Here is a 16,994-nt window from a genome sequence, read left to right as displayed (position 1 = left end):
TTAATGATACATATTATTTGTTCAAAAAAAGCTTGTGATCCGGCCGGTTTCGTGCCGGCCAGAATCAACAAAGGTGGTTGTATGATATTTTGCTCCCGGGTGTGCCGGGGGCGGGCAGACTTTCTGATCTGTCCCTCTATAAAATGAGGTTGTTCTATTATTTAAATGTTAACGGCGAATACTTTGTATAATTCCATTTCCTTTTTTGCATATTTGGGATGTCTATTTAGCATAATCAGGGTTTTTCGGATGCCAGGGTGTTTTTCAATCAAAAATCATGCCTGATTTTGTCAATGATCCCTGTATCATCACCAGTTTTTCCATATGTGTATATGTCCAGTTGATCCTTTTCAATAAGGCATACAGCACCCTTTGCAGGCGTGCCATGGTTATTCAGTGTGGAATGTATTGAAAGTAATTTATTTCCAAACCACCATCTATATCCTGTATCCAGTGAACTATGGGCACGAATAATCATTTGCAGGTCATTAAGGCGCAGAAATCCTTCCACAATGTCGGGGCCAAAGGTCCGTATGTCTCTTCCTCGTATGGAGAAGTTCAGGCCCTGTATCCCTGAGGGGTCATTCCAGAGATAATTAAAGGAATTTTGTTTTGTGATTGCTGTTGTTTTCCTGATGTCCTCAATACCGCCGTGGACACAGAATATTTTTTTATTTATTACAGCTGCCACGGGCATTTCTTCAAACACGATATTAGCGAAATTGAACAGGTCACTATCTTTCAGCTCATCAAGGAATCCACTTTTCTCGTTCATCTGCTTTGTTTCATGGTTCCCCCTCAGGAGAAAGACATTTTTCGGTGAGGCAATCTTTAATTCCAACAATCTTGAAAGGACTTCTACCGAATTTCTTCCGCGGTCCACATAATCTCCCAGAAATATTATATTTGCAGGCTCTAACTTTTCTTTGATTGAAATTACCATTGTCAGGGCTTCAAGATCTCCATGCAAATCCCCGATTATCATTGTGGGAAGTTCGTCTATTCTTATTACTGCATCTTCTTCCCTGAACAAGTTTCTCGCATGTGTTAGATTGGCCTGAAATTGTTTGTTCCGGTTCATATCCACTCGATTCAAGATTTCTGTAGAGGAATATTTAAATTAATTCTGGTTGATATGGACTCATATTTATGGAGACAAAAAATGGGTTTGATCAAAGGTGCCGTAATAGGCTTGATAGTTACATTTGTGCTTTATTTAGTTCCGTTTGTAAATATGCTTTCTCCATTTATAGGCGGCTTTGCAGGAGCTTATTCTGAGGTGCGCTCTGCATGGGATGGCCTTTTAGTAGGCATATTAATGTTCATATTGATGGTAATTCCCGGTTTTATTCTGGCAGGCTTTGTGGGTTCACTTTTTCATAATATTCCGGGTTTGATGGCAATTGTTACAGGACTGGGTGCAGGCATGTTCTTCCTGATTATGTTGCATACCGGTATAATTGGTATTATTGGTGCAGTGCTCGGTGGACTGCTGGCTGATTAAGGACTACCGGGTTTATTGGTATTTATATGCCTGAATCAGAAAAACAAGTAATGTATATTGGTTGGGATGCTGAAGCCGTCTTTGTCAGTCGTCCCAATCGATTTGTTGCTATTGTAGATATTCTGTTACCTGATATGCAAAATGTGGCGGTTCATGTACACGACCCCGGAAGGCTGGTATATCTGCTTTACAGGGGAAACCGGTTACTGGTGAAAAAGGCTACAAATCCTGGTCGCAAAACAGAGTGGGATCTCATTGCTGCAAGAAAGGATAATGAATGGGTACTTGTGAATTCTGCATATCATCGCAAGATTGCTGAATGGGTATTATCGGAACCTGATATTAGTCCTCTGGGGCAGGTGGATTCAATCTTGCCTGAGCAAAAACTTGGTGACAGCAGACTGGATTTTCTTGTTTTCAAAGGGAATAAACGTATTTGGGTGGAGATTAAAGGTTGTACATTTATTAGGGATGAAGTAGCCCTTTTTCCGGATGCTCCTACAACAAGGGGTAAACGTCACCTTGATGAACTTATACTGGCAAAGAAGAATGGGGATCATGCAGCGGTTTTATTTCTGGTTTTCAGGCCTGATGCAAAATATTTCTCCCCCAACCGGCTAATGGACCCGGGATTCTACGGGTCATATCAAAAGGCCAAGGAGGCAGGAGTAGATTTTTATCCACTTCAGTTTACCTATCGGGCAGGGAATCTTTATTTTGAAAGAATCCTTCATTAACATGAAACTTGAAGCATCTATAATGCCAGGGTGGATAAAAATTGGTTATGTCTTTATTGTATATCCTTTTCAATAAACCCAATAATAAGTGCATACAGGATTAATTACCGATTTGAATCTGATTATGTATATACCAATTATGAGTATATATTTTATGTATGATAAACCATAAATATGGTGTTTACTCATCTACTTTTCACTATATGGAATTGGAATCTGCTGGTGTCTATGGATAAAAACATTATTGAATTCAGGGATCTTAGCATTATTCATTCGCATCAGAAGGTTCTGGAGAATTTCAACCTTACAATAAAAGAAGGTGAAAAACTTCTAATCAGAGGAAAGTCGGGGACCGGTAAATCCACCCTTTTCATGTGTCTTCTGGGATTGATGCGCCCTTCTGGCGGGGATGTTTATTTTGAGAATTTGCCGGTTACGGGTAATTCTGTTTCTGTTGTGCGTACAAAAGTAGCCTATGTTCCCCAGAATGTTGATGTTGGAAGAGATAGTGTAGAAGAGTTTTTTGACACAATATTTTCCTATAATGCGGTTGGCTTTTCTCCGTCTTTTGAAAAAATGCAAAGATTGCTTGAATGGTTTGAACTTGATGCTTCCATTCTCAAAAAAGAATTCAAATCCCTCTCCGGAGGGGAAAAACAGCGTATTGTACTCATTCTGTCTCTACTTCTGGAAAGAGATGTGTTTTTGCTTGATGAACCCACTTCTTCTCTCGATTCTTCATTAAAATCAAAGGTAGTTGACTATTTTGTCAATGATCCTTCATTAACAGTAATTGTTATTTCACACGATCCCCAGTGGGAAAGGGAAGGTTTGCGTTTTGTAGATATTCCAAACATATGAGGTGGGTAGATGGCAGAAATGAACGTAATTCAAAACATCGGTATCTCTGGATTCATATTCTGCGCCTTGTTGCTCATTCTACCCTTCCTGGTAAGTTATTATTTCAAATTGGGTATCATAAAGAAAAGTATCATTATCGTATCCCGGATGTCTTTCCAGTTATTCCTGATAGGTCTTCTACTTACCGTAGTTTTTGATATCAATAATCCACTTATTAACGTTTTGTGGGTATTTGTAATGCTGTTCTTTGCGACATATACCATACTCGAAGGAACGGATTTCAAGACGGGCCCTTTTCTTCCCACAATGCTAATCCTTTTTTCCATTGCAAACATACTGGTTCTGTTTTATTTTACCGGTTTTATCATAAAACTTGATGATATCTTTGAGGCACGCTACTTCATACCCATTGCAGGCATGCTTATGGGCAACTCCCTGCGTGCAAATATTGTTGCATTGAATGATTTTTATCATGATGTAAAGAACAATGAGCAACGTTACCTGTACAGGCTTTGTGTTGGTGCATCCAGGAAAGAAGCCCTGTTTCCCTATATGCAAAGGAGCATTCTATCCTCCCTAAAACCGACTCTTGCTAATATGGCAACTATGGGTATAGTATTCCTTCCGGGTATGATGACCGGTCAGATATTGGGGGGTGTAAATCCCATATTGGCCATCAAATACCAGATAACTATCATGGTAGCTATTTTTGTAACTACTGTGTTGGGTGTTCTGGTTTGTGTGGTTGTAGTCGTGGAGAAAGGCTTTGATGATTATGATTTGATGGTCGAAGATATTAAAAAAGTATAATCAACAGGCTCTGTAGAATTCCTCATTTGAATAATTACTGAAATAGAATTTGTCCTGTCTATATTATTAATGGGGTACAGGGCCCTGCAATAGGGTCAATGAATAAAGGAGCAACAAAAGAAGAAATTATGGAAGCTCTGCGTATAACGCAATATACTTCCGGGTCGGGAATGTTTACACGGCGACAAACTTTTTGAAGGATCTATTGTAAATTAATCATTTTACATCAACAAAGTGAAAGGAAGTTATTTTCCTTTCCTTTTTTCCTTGGCAAGTTTCTTTTTGGCATCTTTGTCGCCGCTGGATGCTAATTCTTCCAGTTTTGCCAGTTTTTCTCTCTTTGCACCTTTTTTTCTGTCTAAATCCTTTTTCGACATTGCCATTATCAAATACCTTCGTTGCATTTCTCTTATGCAGCAGTATGTTTCGGTTTAAACACTATTTATGACTTTCCATAAATTTGAATTTGTAGAAAATTTATACTTCACGTAGAAAACACAGAGAAAACAGAAAAAACGAAGACACTCTTTGAACACTGTGTTCTATGTGGTTACATTTGTATTCTCATGAGGATTTCTACAAAGCCAGGTAACATTAAGTATATATTAATTGTCTTCTATATTTAAATGTGCCACAAATTATATATGGATTATGAGTTTATCTGAGTTCTGGGAAGATTTGATTCTATAAGGGGTAAAATATGATTATTGATATGCATACACACTCTTTCTATTCTGATGGTACACTTTCACCTGAGGATCTGGTTAAGGAAGCTGCTGAAGTGGGACTGAAATATATCTGTCTTACAGACCATGATACGCTGGATGGTGTTCTTTCTATTGGTGACACTAAGTCAAGATATGGTGTTGAATTAATTCCGGGAGTGGAATTGACAACCAGATATGCGGGAATGGATTTTCATATACTAGGTATGGGCATTGATGTTAAAGATACTAAATTAAAAACTGTGCTTGCAAAGATGTCGGGTGAAAGGCTTGGGAGGGCAAAAACGATGTCCTCTCTTCTGGGAAAGCATGGTTGGGAAGTCGATGTATCTTCCCTTTCCTGTTCAAAAGGTATTGTTACCACACATGATATTGCAAAAGCGGTAACAAACAGGGAGGTTTCAGCGTTTGATTTTCATAATGAATGGTTAAGTTCGGATTCCCCCTGTGTTGTGGGTACTTCTTCGATGCCTGTTAAAGATGCTATTTCCATAATACAAAAAGCAGGTGGTAAAGCAGTCTGTGCTCATCTTTTGAGAACACTTGGAGAACATGGTCAGGTTGATAGCCTTTTGAAAATTGCTTCAGATATGGTCGATATGGGTATTGATGGCTTTGAAACATTTTACGGTCAAAGCAGCATGGTTAATGTGTCTATTATGAATTCAATAGCTGATCGATATGGTCTTTTAAAAACAGGTGGTTCGGATTATCATGGACCGGGTCATAAAGGTAGATGTCCTCTTGGTCGGTATTATTCTTATGGATTTGGTTATGATCAGGAGAAAGTGTTACAGAGTGTGCAGGTAAGGCCACTGCTTTCCTGTATTCCATAAAATTTAAAGTTGCCTTATTCCAAGTTCTTTGGCAAGGTCATGAACTCTTTCCATGGCCCTTTTACCGACACCTTTTTTCTTCATTCGGTTGATACGCCCCTCTGTGGATATGCGTTTTGTTCCCTTCACAAGGTTATCCGCATGAGCAACTATTTTTTCTTCCATGGAAAGGGGGATATAATCCTGTGGTGGAAGCCCCATCTCTTTTGCTTCATCTGCAGGGATACCTGCACCAATATGGTTTCTTATAATAGCTATTAGTTTTTCATCGAGGCCCAATTCAGCTGCACGCCGGCTACCGGTATCTGCGTGCATAATGCCGTGTGTGGTACCTCTTCCGATATCATGTAAAAGCCCACCGATTCTGACGAGTTCGATATCGACATCATAGCCTCGTTTTTGAAGCCTTTCTGCAATCTCTTCGGATGCCCTTGATACTTCAATGCAGTGCTGGATTACTTTTTCGGAGCACCCTTCTTTTTTCAGTAGTTGTATTGCATCCATATAAGAGATCATTGCTCAACTTTCCTGCAAGGCAGTAAGTCTTTCTTTTAGTGTATCAACCATTTCCGTATTTTCCTGGAATGTCAGGTCCTCACCACATACCGGACAAAGGAAATGGCAGTCCGCTGCATTGTTGAATAGAATCCGGATGCAACCTTCCGGGCAGACATAAAATACGTTATCCTCTTCAAAATCCAGGCGGGCCTGAAGGTTCTTAACGAGTTTTTTCTTCTCTTTTGTCAGCTGGGTGTCTATGTCATCCATGTCAAGTTGCCAGAGGTATGTCAACCAGCCGCTGCTTGAATCCCTTTCCCGGCGACATACAGCGAGTTTATTCTCGTTCATTATGAATAGGTTTCTTCGAACAATATTCAATAACACGCCCGTAGCCTCTGCTATTTCCTCGTCGGTGACTTCACCTTCGGGCATGTTTTCAATCATTGTGATTCCTTCTTCTCCAAGCAGCTGTATCAGGTATCCTCGTACTACAGGGTCATTTAAATCTATCAATTGATCGCCTCATGGAAAGGAATTAGTAATAAGTAGAGTTTACGTTTTCTCCCTTTCATATTATTTATAATTATGGGATTGAATTACAGTATTTTATGCAGCATTTTCGCCTGTTCTTTCATATATCCAAGTACATCGTTTCTGGAATTACCCTCTGCCAGAATTGAAACAACCGGGTCATCCGGGTATGCCTCATAGCCGGATTTCGGGATGTCTGCAAAACGCCCCCTTCCAAAGACTTCAGATATTTGTTTGCTGATAGTAACCGGTTTTTGAGATGCATACAGTATAGTTCTCCCTCCCCACCGCTGGTATTTCGGTTTTTTGGGCAACACTCCTTTAAATGCATCCACATGTGTCTGGAATAAGTTGATTCCTGTTGCAATTTCCACACTATCCAGACTACCCTGGAACCTGGCGTTTATTTCCAGTACCATGGGTCCCTTCTCCGTAATTATAAAATCCATTCCATTGGAACCTTTCAGTTCAAAGTGTTTACATAATTTTACGCAGATCTCGATCATTTCATTTTCGTGGGGTGTTTGCATTGGAGTAATATTTCCACAATAAGCAAATGGCATGTTTGTAAGCCAGGGAATTCCTATAAGTTGCTCATTAGCCGCTATCGCAGTAGCCTGTTTTCCATTACTTGTCATGGATACACTTGCTCCAGTGCCGTGTACGAATTCCTGCAGAATAAGTTCCTCTGGTTTGAAATTTCCGGCTTTGCATATATCGTCAATCTGATATTCCAATTCATCTGCACTGGTTACTATTTTATTGAAGACCCCACCGCCTCCAATTGCTGGCTTGAGTATCATGGGGGTGTCTATTTGTGGAGGATTCGTAGCTGCATGGGTTTGAGGATGGGGAATACCAATTTTTTGTAATTCTTCTGCAAAACGTTTCTTATCCGATACGGTTTCCATCTGCCTTACAGAATTATTCAGGACGGGGCAGTCAAAGATTTCCCTGTCAATTTTTTCAAACCCCGACCCCAGGACTACTCCGTCAAAATCCTTTTCGAAATTGTCCATTATACGGACAATTTCTTCCCTTTCCACTTCATGGATATCTTCTTCCATCAAAGCATGGCATTTACAGGTATTATATTCCAGATCCCGGTCACAAAAAGCATCTATTGCATATACATTATAACCTGCCTTGCTTGCAGAACATGCAATATTCCTGCTGCTGTATCCAATTACCAGGATGTCTTTCATGCTTTAAGCTCTTCAGGGATGGGTATCATGCCATATTCGGTCTTGAGTACCGGAATTTCCTCTCCCTCGCTGGCAGTCAGGAAGAAGGGTTTCTTGAGAGTCACTGTCTGGTAATTTGTGGGATCAAGTACCATTATGGAATTATCTTCAATTGCCACCAGTACAGCCCGTTTTGCATCATTGTATACCCCCAGAAACTCGGCCTTTTCTATATCTTCTATGGATGCGATAACTTTCTTGCCGGTTTGCAGATCTATACATTTGGCTTTCTTATCACAATTTTTTATCTGCAATACCTGATTATTAAAATAGAGGATATCTCCGGGAACATATTTTGGCAGGCGTACCGCATAGGATACACGATAGAGCTCCTTACCATCCCGCTGGCTGAACAGGGAGGGGGATTCCTGATGCTCTCCTCCGAGTTTGGATGTTATAATTTTACAGATCTGCCTGCAGGCACCGGAGGAGCCGATATAGTAATCTGTCCCTTCTTTTGATGAAGACATGTTTGAAATAAAAGCCAGTCTGTCTCCCTTTTTCTCCATCCGGGTAAGGGTTTCGCGGACCAGGTGATCACATTTTTTCTTTTCATCATCCGTAGGGTTCCTGTTACTTGCCCTAAGCTGGATGATTCCTTCATAGTAGCCGGCAGCTATTCTGCTGCATGCATCACAGACACTGCGCTGGACACGAACTTCGGTGGTGAGTTTTTCTTCCAGAGGCATGCCGTAGATTTCTGCCTGGATGTAAACATTAACAATATACTGGTAGGGGGTCAGTTTTTGAGGTTCAAACCCAAGTTCAATTATGTCTGCGTTTTCATGAAGCAACAATTCGCTTTCGACTTTCTCGAGTACTGTATTTGTATCGTGTTTTGTATCTGTCCACTGTCCTCTTTCGAATTTGGAGCCACATCTGGCACAGATCTGGGTGCTTATGACCGGGTCTAATTCGGCCAGCTTGAACTGTTTGAAAAAACAGTTCTTGCACACATTTTCATAAAGATTGTGAGTAGTACTGCCACATTTTGGGCATATAAGTTCTTTCATTAGCCGCTGCATTTGATGTTGTGTTGTATATTAGTCTTTTGGACATATTGTTGAGATTTCTGTTTTAATACCCAGTTATTACCTTATTTTTATATTAATTGCTTTCAGGATAGTCTCTTTTTTCTCATAAATGATCAATCTATGTTACCCAAATGGGTTACACATGTTATCCTAAAACTTTCTTTTATATGGTATGGATATATTCGATATAGCAAGTGTGATTGATTTGTTAACAGTTCAAGTGAATTAATTATTGGTCCGCAGAAGACATAGTAAATATATGAAGTAAGTTTCATCTTCCCGATAATGGTGGTTGTATATCAATGAGTGCAGTATATTTAACGGTTGTAGGGATCCTTCTGGCAATAGCTGTATTTGCAGTTAAGGCCGGAGTGGGATGTGGATGTTCGACTATCAATCGCAGGCAGTTGTTTGGCATTGCAGGGATGTATTTTGTATTATCAGTAATAATAGGTGTTATTCTTAATTATGTCGATATATCCTACCTGCTGACTGCTTCCCAGCTTGGAATGGGGCTGCACGTTGTGATGGCCCTTTTACTTCTCGGTGTGGGTATATACACATCCAAAAAATGGACTTGCGGGGTGGATGTATCCCATAAGACCTTCCTTGTGATCTCCCTTCCCTGTCCGGTATGCCTTGCTGCCCTTTTCATGTCAATCATGCTGCTTTCCAATACTGTTGAGATCAGCAGTGCACTTCTGGGACTTGGGGTAGGTGTCATCTTTTTCGTGTCCATCATTTCCTCTTCCCTGGTTTTCAGGCGATTCAAAAAAGACCCTACAACCCTTGGAAATGCCATGACGTTTCTGGGTCTGTTCTACCTGATGGGTGCAGTAATTGCCCCTGCCTACATGCAGGCAAAACAGCTGGGTCTGCCGACTTTCAGCGGCCCGGAATTTGACATCATACCCTTCATCGGCTTTGCAATCCTCATAACGGCCGGCTTTGCACTTAATCGTATCAAAACCCAGTATTAATTTAAGGAGTGATAATAAAAAATGGCAATAGATTCTTCGTTATTCCAGATAATGTATACCGTTTCTTCGTCACTATTGTATCCTGTTATTATACTGCTTTTGTTAGCAGTTGTATCATCTCTGGCTCTGATTGGTGAGTTCATTTCCGAATATTCCAAGAGGCATCGCAATGTCACCCAGCTTGAGGATGTGGGGAAAAGGGTGCAGGATTCCGTGAAATCCTCGGATTTTGATTTTGCCGCTACACACCTGGGTGAACTGAAGCAAAATTCCCTTGTAATGTCATTTGCCCGGGATGCTGCTGCCCATCTTGGCAGCAGTGCTGCCACATCTATCGATTGGCTTTCCGAGGAGTATGAAGTGCGAATGACCAAGAACCTCGAGTATACCAAGATCCTTTCCACGGTTGCCCCTATGATTGGTCTTATGGGTACCCTTATTCCTCTCGGTCCGGCTCTTATAGGACTTGCAGAAGGCAACATCCTCCAGCTGGCTCATAATCTTATGGTGGCTTTTGCGACAACGGTACTCGGTCTGTTTGCCGGTATCGTAGGATATGTCCTGACCGTGGTACGTAAAAGATGGTACTGGCAGGATATGGCTGATATCAATTATCTGCTTGAGTGTATGGAGGGTGAGGAATGAGGAAGCAAAAGAAATACAGGCGAAGCGGTTTGCTTTATGAAGGAGATGAACAGAACCCCTTAACAGGCGTGGCCAACCTTTTCGACATAGCCATGGTCTTCTCCGTGGCTCTGCTGGTGGCTCTGGTGATGTCATTCCAGTTGCCGGAACTGCTGTCTCCTACGGATGATGTGACCATTGTGAAAAACCCCGGGCAAGAAGACATGCAGATCATTACCAAAGAGGGGCAGGAAATCAAAGTGCTCAATATGACCGAACAGATCGGCGGGGGTTCCGGTGAGGCGCTGGGTACGGCCTATCAGCTGGCAGACGGGCGTGTTGTGTATGTACCTGAAGGGAAAAATGAATCGGGAGGATAACCCGTTTTATTTTTTTGTCATATAAAAGCAAGTTTATTGATTATATGTAAGGAGAAATTGTGGATAAATTTCAGTTGAAAATATTGTGGTGACATCCCGACCCGTCGGCTGGCGGGCTTTTGGACCGGGATGTGCTGCATACTATCGAGGCGATAATATGCGATATGGAAAAGTGTGTTTATTAGTTTTAAGTGTATTGATTATGCTGGCAGTGGCAGTGCCGGCGGTATCGGCAGAAGAACAAGTAACAAAAGTAACTTATATCTCTTACACTCCCAACGATGCCCTTCAGACAGCCAGTGAGACCAATGATCACAGTGATCTGATTGAGTATACCTTCATCGATTATTCTGATTCAGGTATAAGCCAGGAAATGATAAATGCCTCAGAGAGTGGTTTCCTTGAAACTCAGGATGTTATTGTTTGTCAGGGCATATATGATGCATTTACTGATAATACTACAGTAAATACCACTCTCAAATCAGCGCATGATAAGGGTACTGTCATCTACAGTATAGACCCGATGGGAGCTTATACTCCCCCCTCCTACTTCGATTATCATTCCGATGGTACTACCAGTGACCCTGTTGCCACCTATTACAGCAATATGGGAACTGAAGGTGAAGGTCTTGAGAATGCGGAAAACCTGCTGACCTATCTCACAATGAAGTCAAAGGTCACCTACATTTCCTACAGTGCAAATGATGCCCTTCAGACAGCCAGTGAGAGTAATGATCACAGTGATCTGATTGAGTATACCTTCATCGATTATTCAGATTCAGGTATAAGCCAGGAAATGATAAATGCCTCAGAGAGTGGTTTCCTTGAAACCCAAGATGTTATTGTTTGTCAGGGCATATATGATGCATTTACTGATAATACTACAGTAAATACCACTCTCAAATCAGCGCATGATAAGGGTACTGTCATCTACAGTATAGACCCGATGGGAGCTTATACTCCCCCCTCCTACTTCGATTATCATTCCGATGGTACTACCAGTGACCCTGTTGCCACCTATTACAGCAATATGGGAACTGAAGGTGAAGGTCTTGAGAATGCGGAAAACCTGCTGACCTATCTCACAATGAAGTCAAAGGTCACCTACATTTCCTACAGTGCAAATGATGCCCTTCAGACAGCCAGTGAGAGTAATGATCACAGTGATCTGATTGAGTATACCTTCATCGATTATTCAGATTCAGGTATAAGCCAGGAAATGATAAATGCCTCAGAGAGTGGTTTCCTTGAAACCCAAGATGTTATTGTTTGTCAGGGCATATATGATGCATTTACTGATAACACCACAGTAAATACCACTCTCAAATCAGCGCATGATAAGGGTACTGTCATCTACAGTATAGACCCGATGGGAGCTTATACTCCCCCCTCCTACTTCGATTATCATTCCGATGGTACTACCAGTGACCCTGTTGCCACCTATTACAGCAATATGGGAACTGAAGGTGAAGGTCTTGAGAATGCGGAAAACCTGCTGACTTATCTTGCAACCGAATCTCCCAAACTGGTGGAAAATATTCTTAATAATGCAAAAGTAGACAGCAGTAAATACCTGTTTGTTCTGGGTACCGACTTTAATGAGGCTGCCCTGAACAATGCTACATTGGATGCCAGCATCTCCTCTGAATTGGACATAACCATTTTCACCAAGGACAATCCTGCACCAGCAGACTTCGATTTCTCCGACTATGGAGTAATTTTCATCGAGTCACAGAATGAATCCGTGGTAGACGGATGGACTTCCAGTATAAAATCTGCCAAAGCAGGCGGTGCAATGGTTATGGGTTACAACCTTTCATCCAATATAACCGTACCCAATGTCGACTTGTATTCGGATGAATATACTGACATCGAAAGGTACTGGATACAGGGCGGGGATGCCAATATGGAATCCATGCTCAGGCTCATGGGGCAAGAATTCAGTGAGCTATGGGCTGGTGAGACCATCTCTGATCCTGAAATAGTACATACAGTAATTAATGTGACTTATATAGTTAACTCCGATAACAGTATCTCCCATCTCAACAATGTCCTTTCGGAGAGGGCTGTAATAAACGATCGTTTCAATGTCACGGTTATGGACGGAACGGAAGCGGTTGCAAATCTGACCGATGTTTCCGATCAGGATGTCATTATCCTTTACATGATAGGTGGCACACAGATTACGGAATTCAAAGATGTGCTGCTGGATGCCAAGGACAATGGTGCCCAGATAGGAATGTTTGGTATGGATGATGGTTATGGCATTGCCACCTTTGATATGGCAAATCCACCTTACAGCTTTATGAAGGAGTATTTGTACAACAATGGTTACTCCAACATGGAACACTGGATACGTTCTGTAGGTTCCACTCTTGAAGGTGCCTATATTGAATATTCTGAAGCCTTCCAGCCATCTATACCTGACCATGGTATCTATCATCCAGATGCATTCCCGCAGGTGTTCGAAAATAGTAGTGAATATCTTAAATGGTATGAATACCATGGATACAATGAATCCGCACCAACCGTTGGTATAATAGCCAGTTATAATATTGAAAAGAATTCTCTTGCTTTCAATACGGAAGACCAGCTAATCAGGAATCTGGAATCCAAGGGTTGTAATGTAATTTTTTCAACTTATAAGGTAATTACAGACGACACATCTGAATACTTTGTCAATAATGGCACGGTTCTTGTGGATTCCATGATATCGCTGAAAGGATTCAATTTCCAATACAACGACCCTGCTCTGGGAATTGAGTCCATGAATGAATATAATGTTCCTGTAATAAAGGGATTACTCGACCGTTACCATACACCGGATGAATACAATGCAAGTGTGCATGGATTGAGCACTTCATCCCTATCATACCAGGTTACGATGCCGGAACTTGAGGGTTTGATTGATTACATATGGGTAGCAGGCAGAGTACAGGATTCAGAAACCGGACAATATTACTACAAACCTCTGGATTCGCAGGTTGATTGGATTAGTGACCGTGCCATCTCCTGGGCAGAACTTGGCAATGAAGATAATTCGGATAAGAAGATCAGCATCATCTACTACAATCATGAAGGTGGTAAGAACAACATTGGTGCCAGTTATCTGGATATAGCTTCCAGTTTCGAGGTGTTGCTTGATGAAATGAATAGCAGTGGTTATGATACAGGCAATGGCAGTATTCCAAACGGCAGTGAGTTCATCGATCTGTTCATCGAGAGCAGAAATGTAGGTTCCTGGGCCCCCGGTGAGCTTGAAAAGGTCGTTGAATCAGGTAATGTCACGCTTGTGCCTGTCGACGAGTATATGGAATGGTACAACACCCTTCCACAATCCGTAAGGGATGACGTTGAAGACAGATGGGGTGAAGCTCCGGGTGACATAATGGTGTATAATAATAAATTTGTCATACCTACAGTCCAGATGGGTAATATCAATTTCATACCCCAGCCCACCAGAGGAGACCTCTCGGATGAATCGGTGACCTATCATGACAAGGACCTTCCACCTACTCACCAGTATCTGGCCACATACTTCTGGATCAATCAGGACTATGATGCAGATGCAATGATCCATTTCGGAACCCATGGCACACAAGAATGGTTGCCGGGTAAGGAAGTGGGGTTATGGCGCTATGATTATCCGTCCATAATGGTAGCTGATACACCTGTAGTATACCCCTATATTATGGACAATGTTGGAGAGGGTACTCAGGCCAAACGCCGGGGTAATGCGGTAATTATAGACCATCTGACCCCTCCGATAACAGATTCAGGTCTGTATGGGGAACTTGCCGAGATTCATGACAAAATACATGAATATGAAGAGGCAGCAACTGCTAATGATACTGTGAATATGGCTCTTTATCGCAACAGTACAATTGAAAAATATGAAAACCTTTCAATGGAGTACGACCTTGGTGTTACTCCTGAAGAAATGCGTTCCATGAATGACACGGAATTTGAGAACTTTGTCACAAATGACGTGCATAACTACCTTCATGAACTGCAGGGGACCCTTATGCCTCTTGGGCTCCATGTTTTCGGTGTTGCACCTGAGGATGACAAACTTGTGTTCATGGTCAAATCCATGCTACGTAGTGCTTTCATCGACCACATAGTGAATGTCATCAAAGAAACTAATCCTAATGATGAATGGCATGAAGAGGATTGGGAGAACGCATCCAATTACCACGCTACTGATCTGTTGAATGCCACCTTGCTCAACGGTACAAATGTATCACAGGCTCAGGAGGATGTTTTGGGAAAGACTGATTCCAACGTCACTGCAGACCTGAATACGGCACTCAATTATTCCGCGGCTCTACAGAATACCACCCGTGAAATTGATCAGACACTCCGTGCTCTGAATGGAGGCTACATTGAAGCAGGACCAGGTAACGATCCTATCAGAAATCCGGATGCAGTTCCCACAGGAAGGAACTTCTATAGTTTTGATCCGCGCGACGTTCCGGATGAAGAAACTGTAGAGTTGGGTGGCATTCTTGCCAACCAAATGCTTGAACAGTATAGATCCACTCACAACGATACATATCCAAAAAAAGTAACCTACGTCCTGTGGGCAGTTGAGACAATGCGTCATCAGGGTTTGATGGAGGCGCAGATCTATTCCCTCCTGGGTGTTGAACCGACCAGAACCTATGGCCATATTTCTGGGTTCGAGGTAATTCCACAGGATGAGATGGACCATCCAAGAATTGATGTAGTTGTAACTCCTTCCGGGCTTTACAGGGATACTTTCCCGAATCATCTTCAGTTGATAGATGAGGCGGTGCGTACCGTTGCAGCTCTTAATGAAAGCAATGAAACCAATTATGTGAGGGCGAATTCCCTGGAAATGGAAGAGGCATTGCTTGAAGCAGGATACAATGAAAGTACTGCCCTCGCATTGTCCCGCTCCAGAATTTTCAGTGAGTCACCTGGAGCCTATGGAACCGGTCTGCCTGGAGCAGTGACCGCAAGTGACACCTGGGACAGTGAGGACGAACTGGCGGATCTCTATATTTCCCGTATGTCCAATATCTACGGACAGGATGTATGGGGAGACAGCTACGAAGATGTCTTCAGGATGAATCTCCAGGATGTGAAGGTTGCGATGCACAGTGATTCTTCCAACCTCTACGGAATCATTGATAACGACGATTTCTATCAGTATCTTGGAGGACTCGGGCTTGCTGTGAGATCCCTTTCTGGCGATACTCCCGAGATGTATGTTGCCGATTTCAAAAATGTGGATAACCCGCAGGTAATCACATATGAAGAGGCCTACAGGAAGGATATCCGTTCAACGCTTTTCAATCCCAAATTCATCTCCGGTATGATGGAGTACGATTATGCAGGCGCCAGGGAATTCATGAAGACCGTTGAGCATATCTGGGGACTGGATGTAACAACACCTGATATGGTCAAGAATTCCGACTGGGATGAGGTCTATGATGTCTATGTGGAAGACAAATATGATCTTGGTGTTGACGAGTTTATGAAATCCGGTGATAATGCTTATGCCTATCAGTCAACTATTAAAAGGATGATTGAAGCCGAGAGGAAAGGTTACTGGGAAGCATCCGATGAGGTTCTCAACAATTTAGTAAAGGAATATACTGAATCAGTTGTTGAGAATGGTGTGACCTGTTGCCACCACACATGTGGTAACCCCACACTGGATGGATATGTTGAAGGTATGATGTCTGTTGCGGGTGTTAGTGCTGAAGACCAGGAATCTTATAAGAAGTTGATGGATGGGGCCACACAACCTGCAAATTCACAGACTTCCAAGTCTTCTTCCTCCACCAGCGGTGGTGTCGGCAGTGCACAAATCGTGAATGCTTCAACCACGGGTACAGCCTCTAACCAGACCACCACCACTTCGGATGGGGGCTATGGTGAATCTACGCAGGAACCAACATCTGAGTCAGCAGAATCCAGCAGCGATTACGTGGAGGGTTATGAGATGACCAAGGAAAACCCCAGAAATGAGGAATCCGGTGGTTCATCCTTCTCGGGTGCTGACATTGTTGGAACCGTACTGGTACTTGCAGCAGTAGGTGCCATGTATGTTGGTTTCAGAAGAAGACAGATATAAGTTCTGAGCACCTTCTTGGGTGTTCTTTTTTCTTTATTTTCTACTCAAAGAAGAAGAAATGTATGAAAATAAACAAGTAAAATTGACAATAATAAAGTAAATGTACACATCCCGGTTCTGC

The 16,994-nt window shown here is 42.2% G+C and carries 15 protein-coding genes; 9 read left to right on the top strand and 6 right to left on the bottom strand.

Annotated features, from left to right (window positions below):
* Window positions 1-268 precede the first annotated feature (268 nt).
* On the bottom strand, window positions 269-1,033 hold the full coding sequence (locus tag MMAH_RS05945) for a metallophosphoesterase (RefSeq protein ID WP_048902156.1): 765 nt from the start codon (window positions 1,031-1,033) through the stop codon (window positions 269-271).
* Window positions 1,034-1,162: 129 nt separating this feature from the next.
* Between MMAH_RS05945 and MMAH_RS05940 the strand changes: the two genes are divergently transcribed.
* From MMAH_RS05940 to MMAH_RS05925, 4 genes are all read left to right on the top strand, one after another.
* Entirely contained in the window at window positions 1,163-1,504 is a 342-nt protein-coding gene (locus MMAH_RS05940) for a DUF5518 domain-containing protein (RefSeq protein WP_013037636.1), read from the top strand.
* A 26-nt stretch (window positions 1,505-1,530) separates the two neighbouring features.
* Window positions 1,531-2,241, top strand: a complete 711-nt coding sequence (gene sfsA / locus MMAH_RS05935; protein WP_013037635.1) for a DNA/RNA nuclease SfsA — start codon at window positions 1,531-1,533, stop codon at window positions 2,239-2,241.
* 228 nt (window positions 2,242-2,469) lie between these two features.
* A complete protein-coding gene (locus tag MMAH_RS05930; RefSeq protein ID WP_013037634.1) occupies window positions 2,470-3,102 on the top strand; it encodes an ABC transporter ATP-binding protein in 633 nt (210 codons plus the stop codon).
* A gap of 9 nt (window positions 3,103-3,111) precedes the next feature.
* Window positions 3,112-3,912, top strand: a complete 801-nt coding sequence (locus MMAH_RS05925; protein WP_013037633.1) for an ABC transporter permease — start codon at window positions 3,112-3,114, stop codon at window positions 3,910-3,912.
* 245 nt (window positions 3,913-4,157) lie between these two features.
* Here the strand turns inward: MMAH_RS05925 and MMAH_RS10600 are convergent, their stop codons facing one another.
* Window positions 4,158-4,295, bottom strand: coding sequence for a hypothetical protein (locus tag MMAH_RS10600; RefSeq protein ID WP_013037632.1), 138 nt, complete (start codon window positions 4,293-4,295; stop codon window positions 4,158-4,160).
* A 317-nt stretch (window positions 4,296-4,612) separates the two neighbouring features.
* Here MMAH_RS10600 and MMAH_RS05920 point away from each other — a divergent pair, with 317 nt between their 5' ends.
* A complete protein-coding gene (locus MMAH_RS05920; protein WP_013037631.1) occupies window positions 4,613-5,473 on the top strand; it encodes a PHP domain-containing protein in 861 nt (286 codons plus the stop codon).
* Window positions 5,474-5,476: 3 nt separating this feature from the next.
* Here MMAH_RS05920 and MMAH_RS05915 read toward each other — a convergent pair whose 3' ends face one another.
* From MMAH_RS05915 to MMAH_RS05900, 4 genes are all read right to left on the bottom strand, one after another.
* Window positions 5,477-5,989, bottom strand: coding sequence for a TIGR00295 family protein (locus MMAH_RS05915; protein ID WP_013037630.1), 513 nt, complete (start codon window positions 5,987-5,989; stop codon window positions 5,477-5,479).
* A 3-nt stretch (window positions 5,990-5,992) separates the two neighbouring features.
* Window positions 5,993-6,487, bottom strand: a complete 495-nt coding sequence (locus MMAH_RS05910; protein WP_013037629.1) for a transcription factor — start codon at window positions 6,485-6,487, stop codon at window positions 5,993-5,995.
* 83 nt (window positions 6,488-6,570) lie between these two features.
* On the bottom strand, window positions 6,571-7,710 hold the full coding sequence (locus tag MMAH_RS05905; RefSeq protein ID WP_013037628.1) for an ATP-grasp domain-containing protein: 1,140 nt from the start codon (window positions 7,708-7,710) through the stop codon (window positions 6,571-6,573).
* Complete coding sequence (locus tag MMAH_RS05900) at window positions 7,707-8,762, bottom strand: 60S ribosomal export protein NMD3 (RefSeq protein ID WP_013037627.1); 1,056 nt, start codon at window positions 8,760-8,762, stop codon at window positions 7,707-7,709. The genes MMAH_RS05905 and MMAH_RS05900 overlap by 4 nt, the downstream gene beginning before the upstream one ends.
* 323 nt (window positions 8,763-9,085) lie before the next feature.
* On the opposite strand from MMAH_RS05900, the gene MMAH_RS05895 reads away from it, so the two are divergent.
* From MMAH_RS05895 to MMAH_RS05880, 4 genes are all read left to right on the top strand, one after another.
* Window positions 9,086-9,763, top strand: a complete 678-nt coding sequence (locus MMAH_RS05895; protein ID WP_013037626.1) for a DUF2162 domain-containing protein — start codon at window positions 9,086-9,088, stop codon at window positions 9,761-9,763.
* Between the two features lie 21 nt (window positions 9,764-9,784).
* Window positions 9,785-10,408 carry a MotA/TolQ/ExbB proton channel family protein gene (locus MMAH_RS05890; RefSeq protein WP_013037625.1) on the top strand — a complete coding sequence of 208 codons (624 nt, stop codon included), beginning with the start codon at window positions 9,785-9,787 and terminating at the stop codon, window positions 10,406-10,408.
* Window positions 10,405-10,767, top strand: coding sequence for a DUF2149 domain-containing protein (locus tag MMAH_RS05885; protein WP_013037624.1), 363 nt, complete (start codon window positions 10,405-10,407; stop codon window positions 10,765-10,767). Before MMAH_RS05890 ends, MMAH_RS05885 begins: the two co-directional genes overlap by 4 nt.
* A 202-nt stretch (window positions 10,768-10,969) precedes the next feature.
* Complete coding sequence (locus MMAH_RS05880; protein WP_245526203.1) at window positions 10,970-16,873, top strand: cobaltochelatase subunit CobN; 5,904 nt, start codon at window positions 10,970-10,972, stop codon at window positions 16,871-16,873.
* Window positions 16,874-16,994 lie beyond the last annotated feature (121 nt).

The organism is Methanohalophilus mahii DSM 5219 (assembly GCF_000025865.1).
Lineage (GTDB): Archaea > Halobacteriota > Methanosarcinia > Methanosarcinales > Methanosarcinaceae > Methanohalophilus > Methanohalophilus mahii.
The sequence above is the reverse complement of the archived record's forward strand: the minus strand, read 5'-3'. Positions and strand labels throughout refer to the sequence as shown.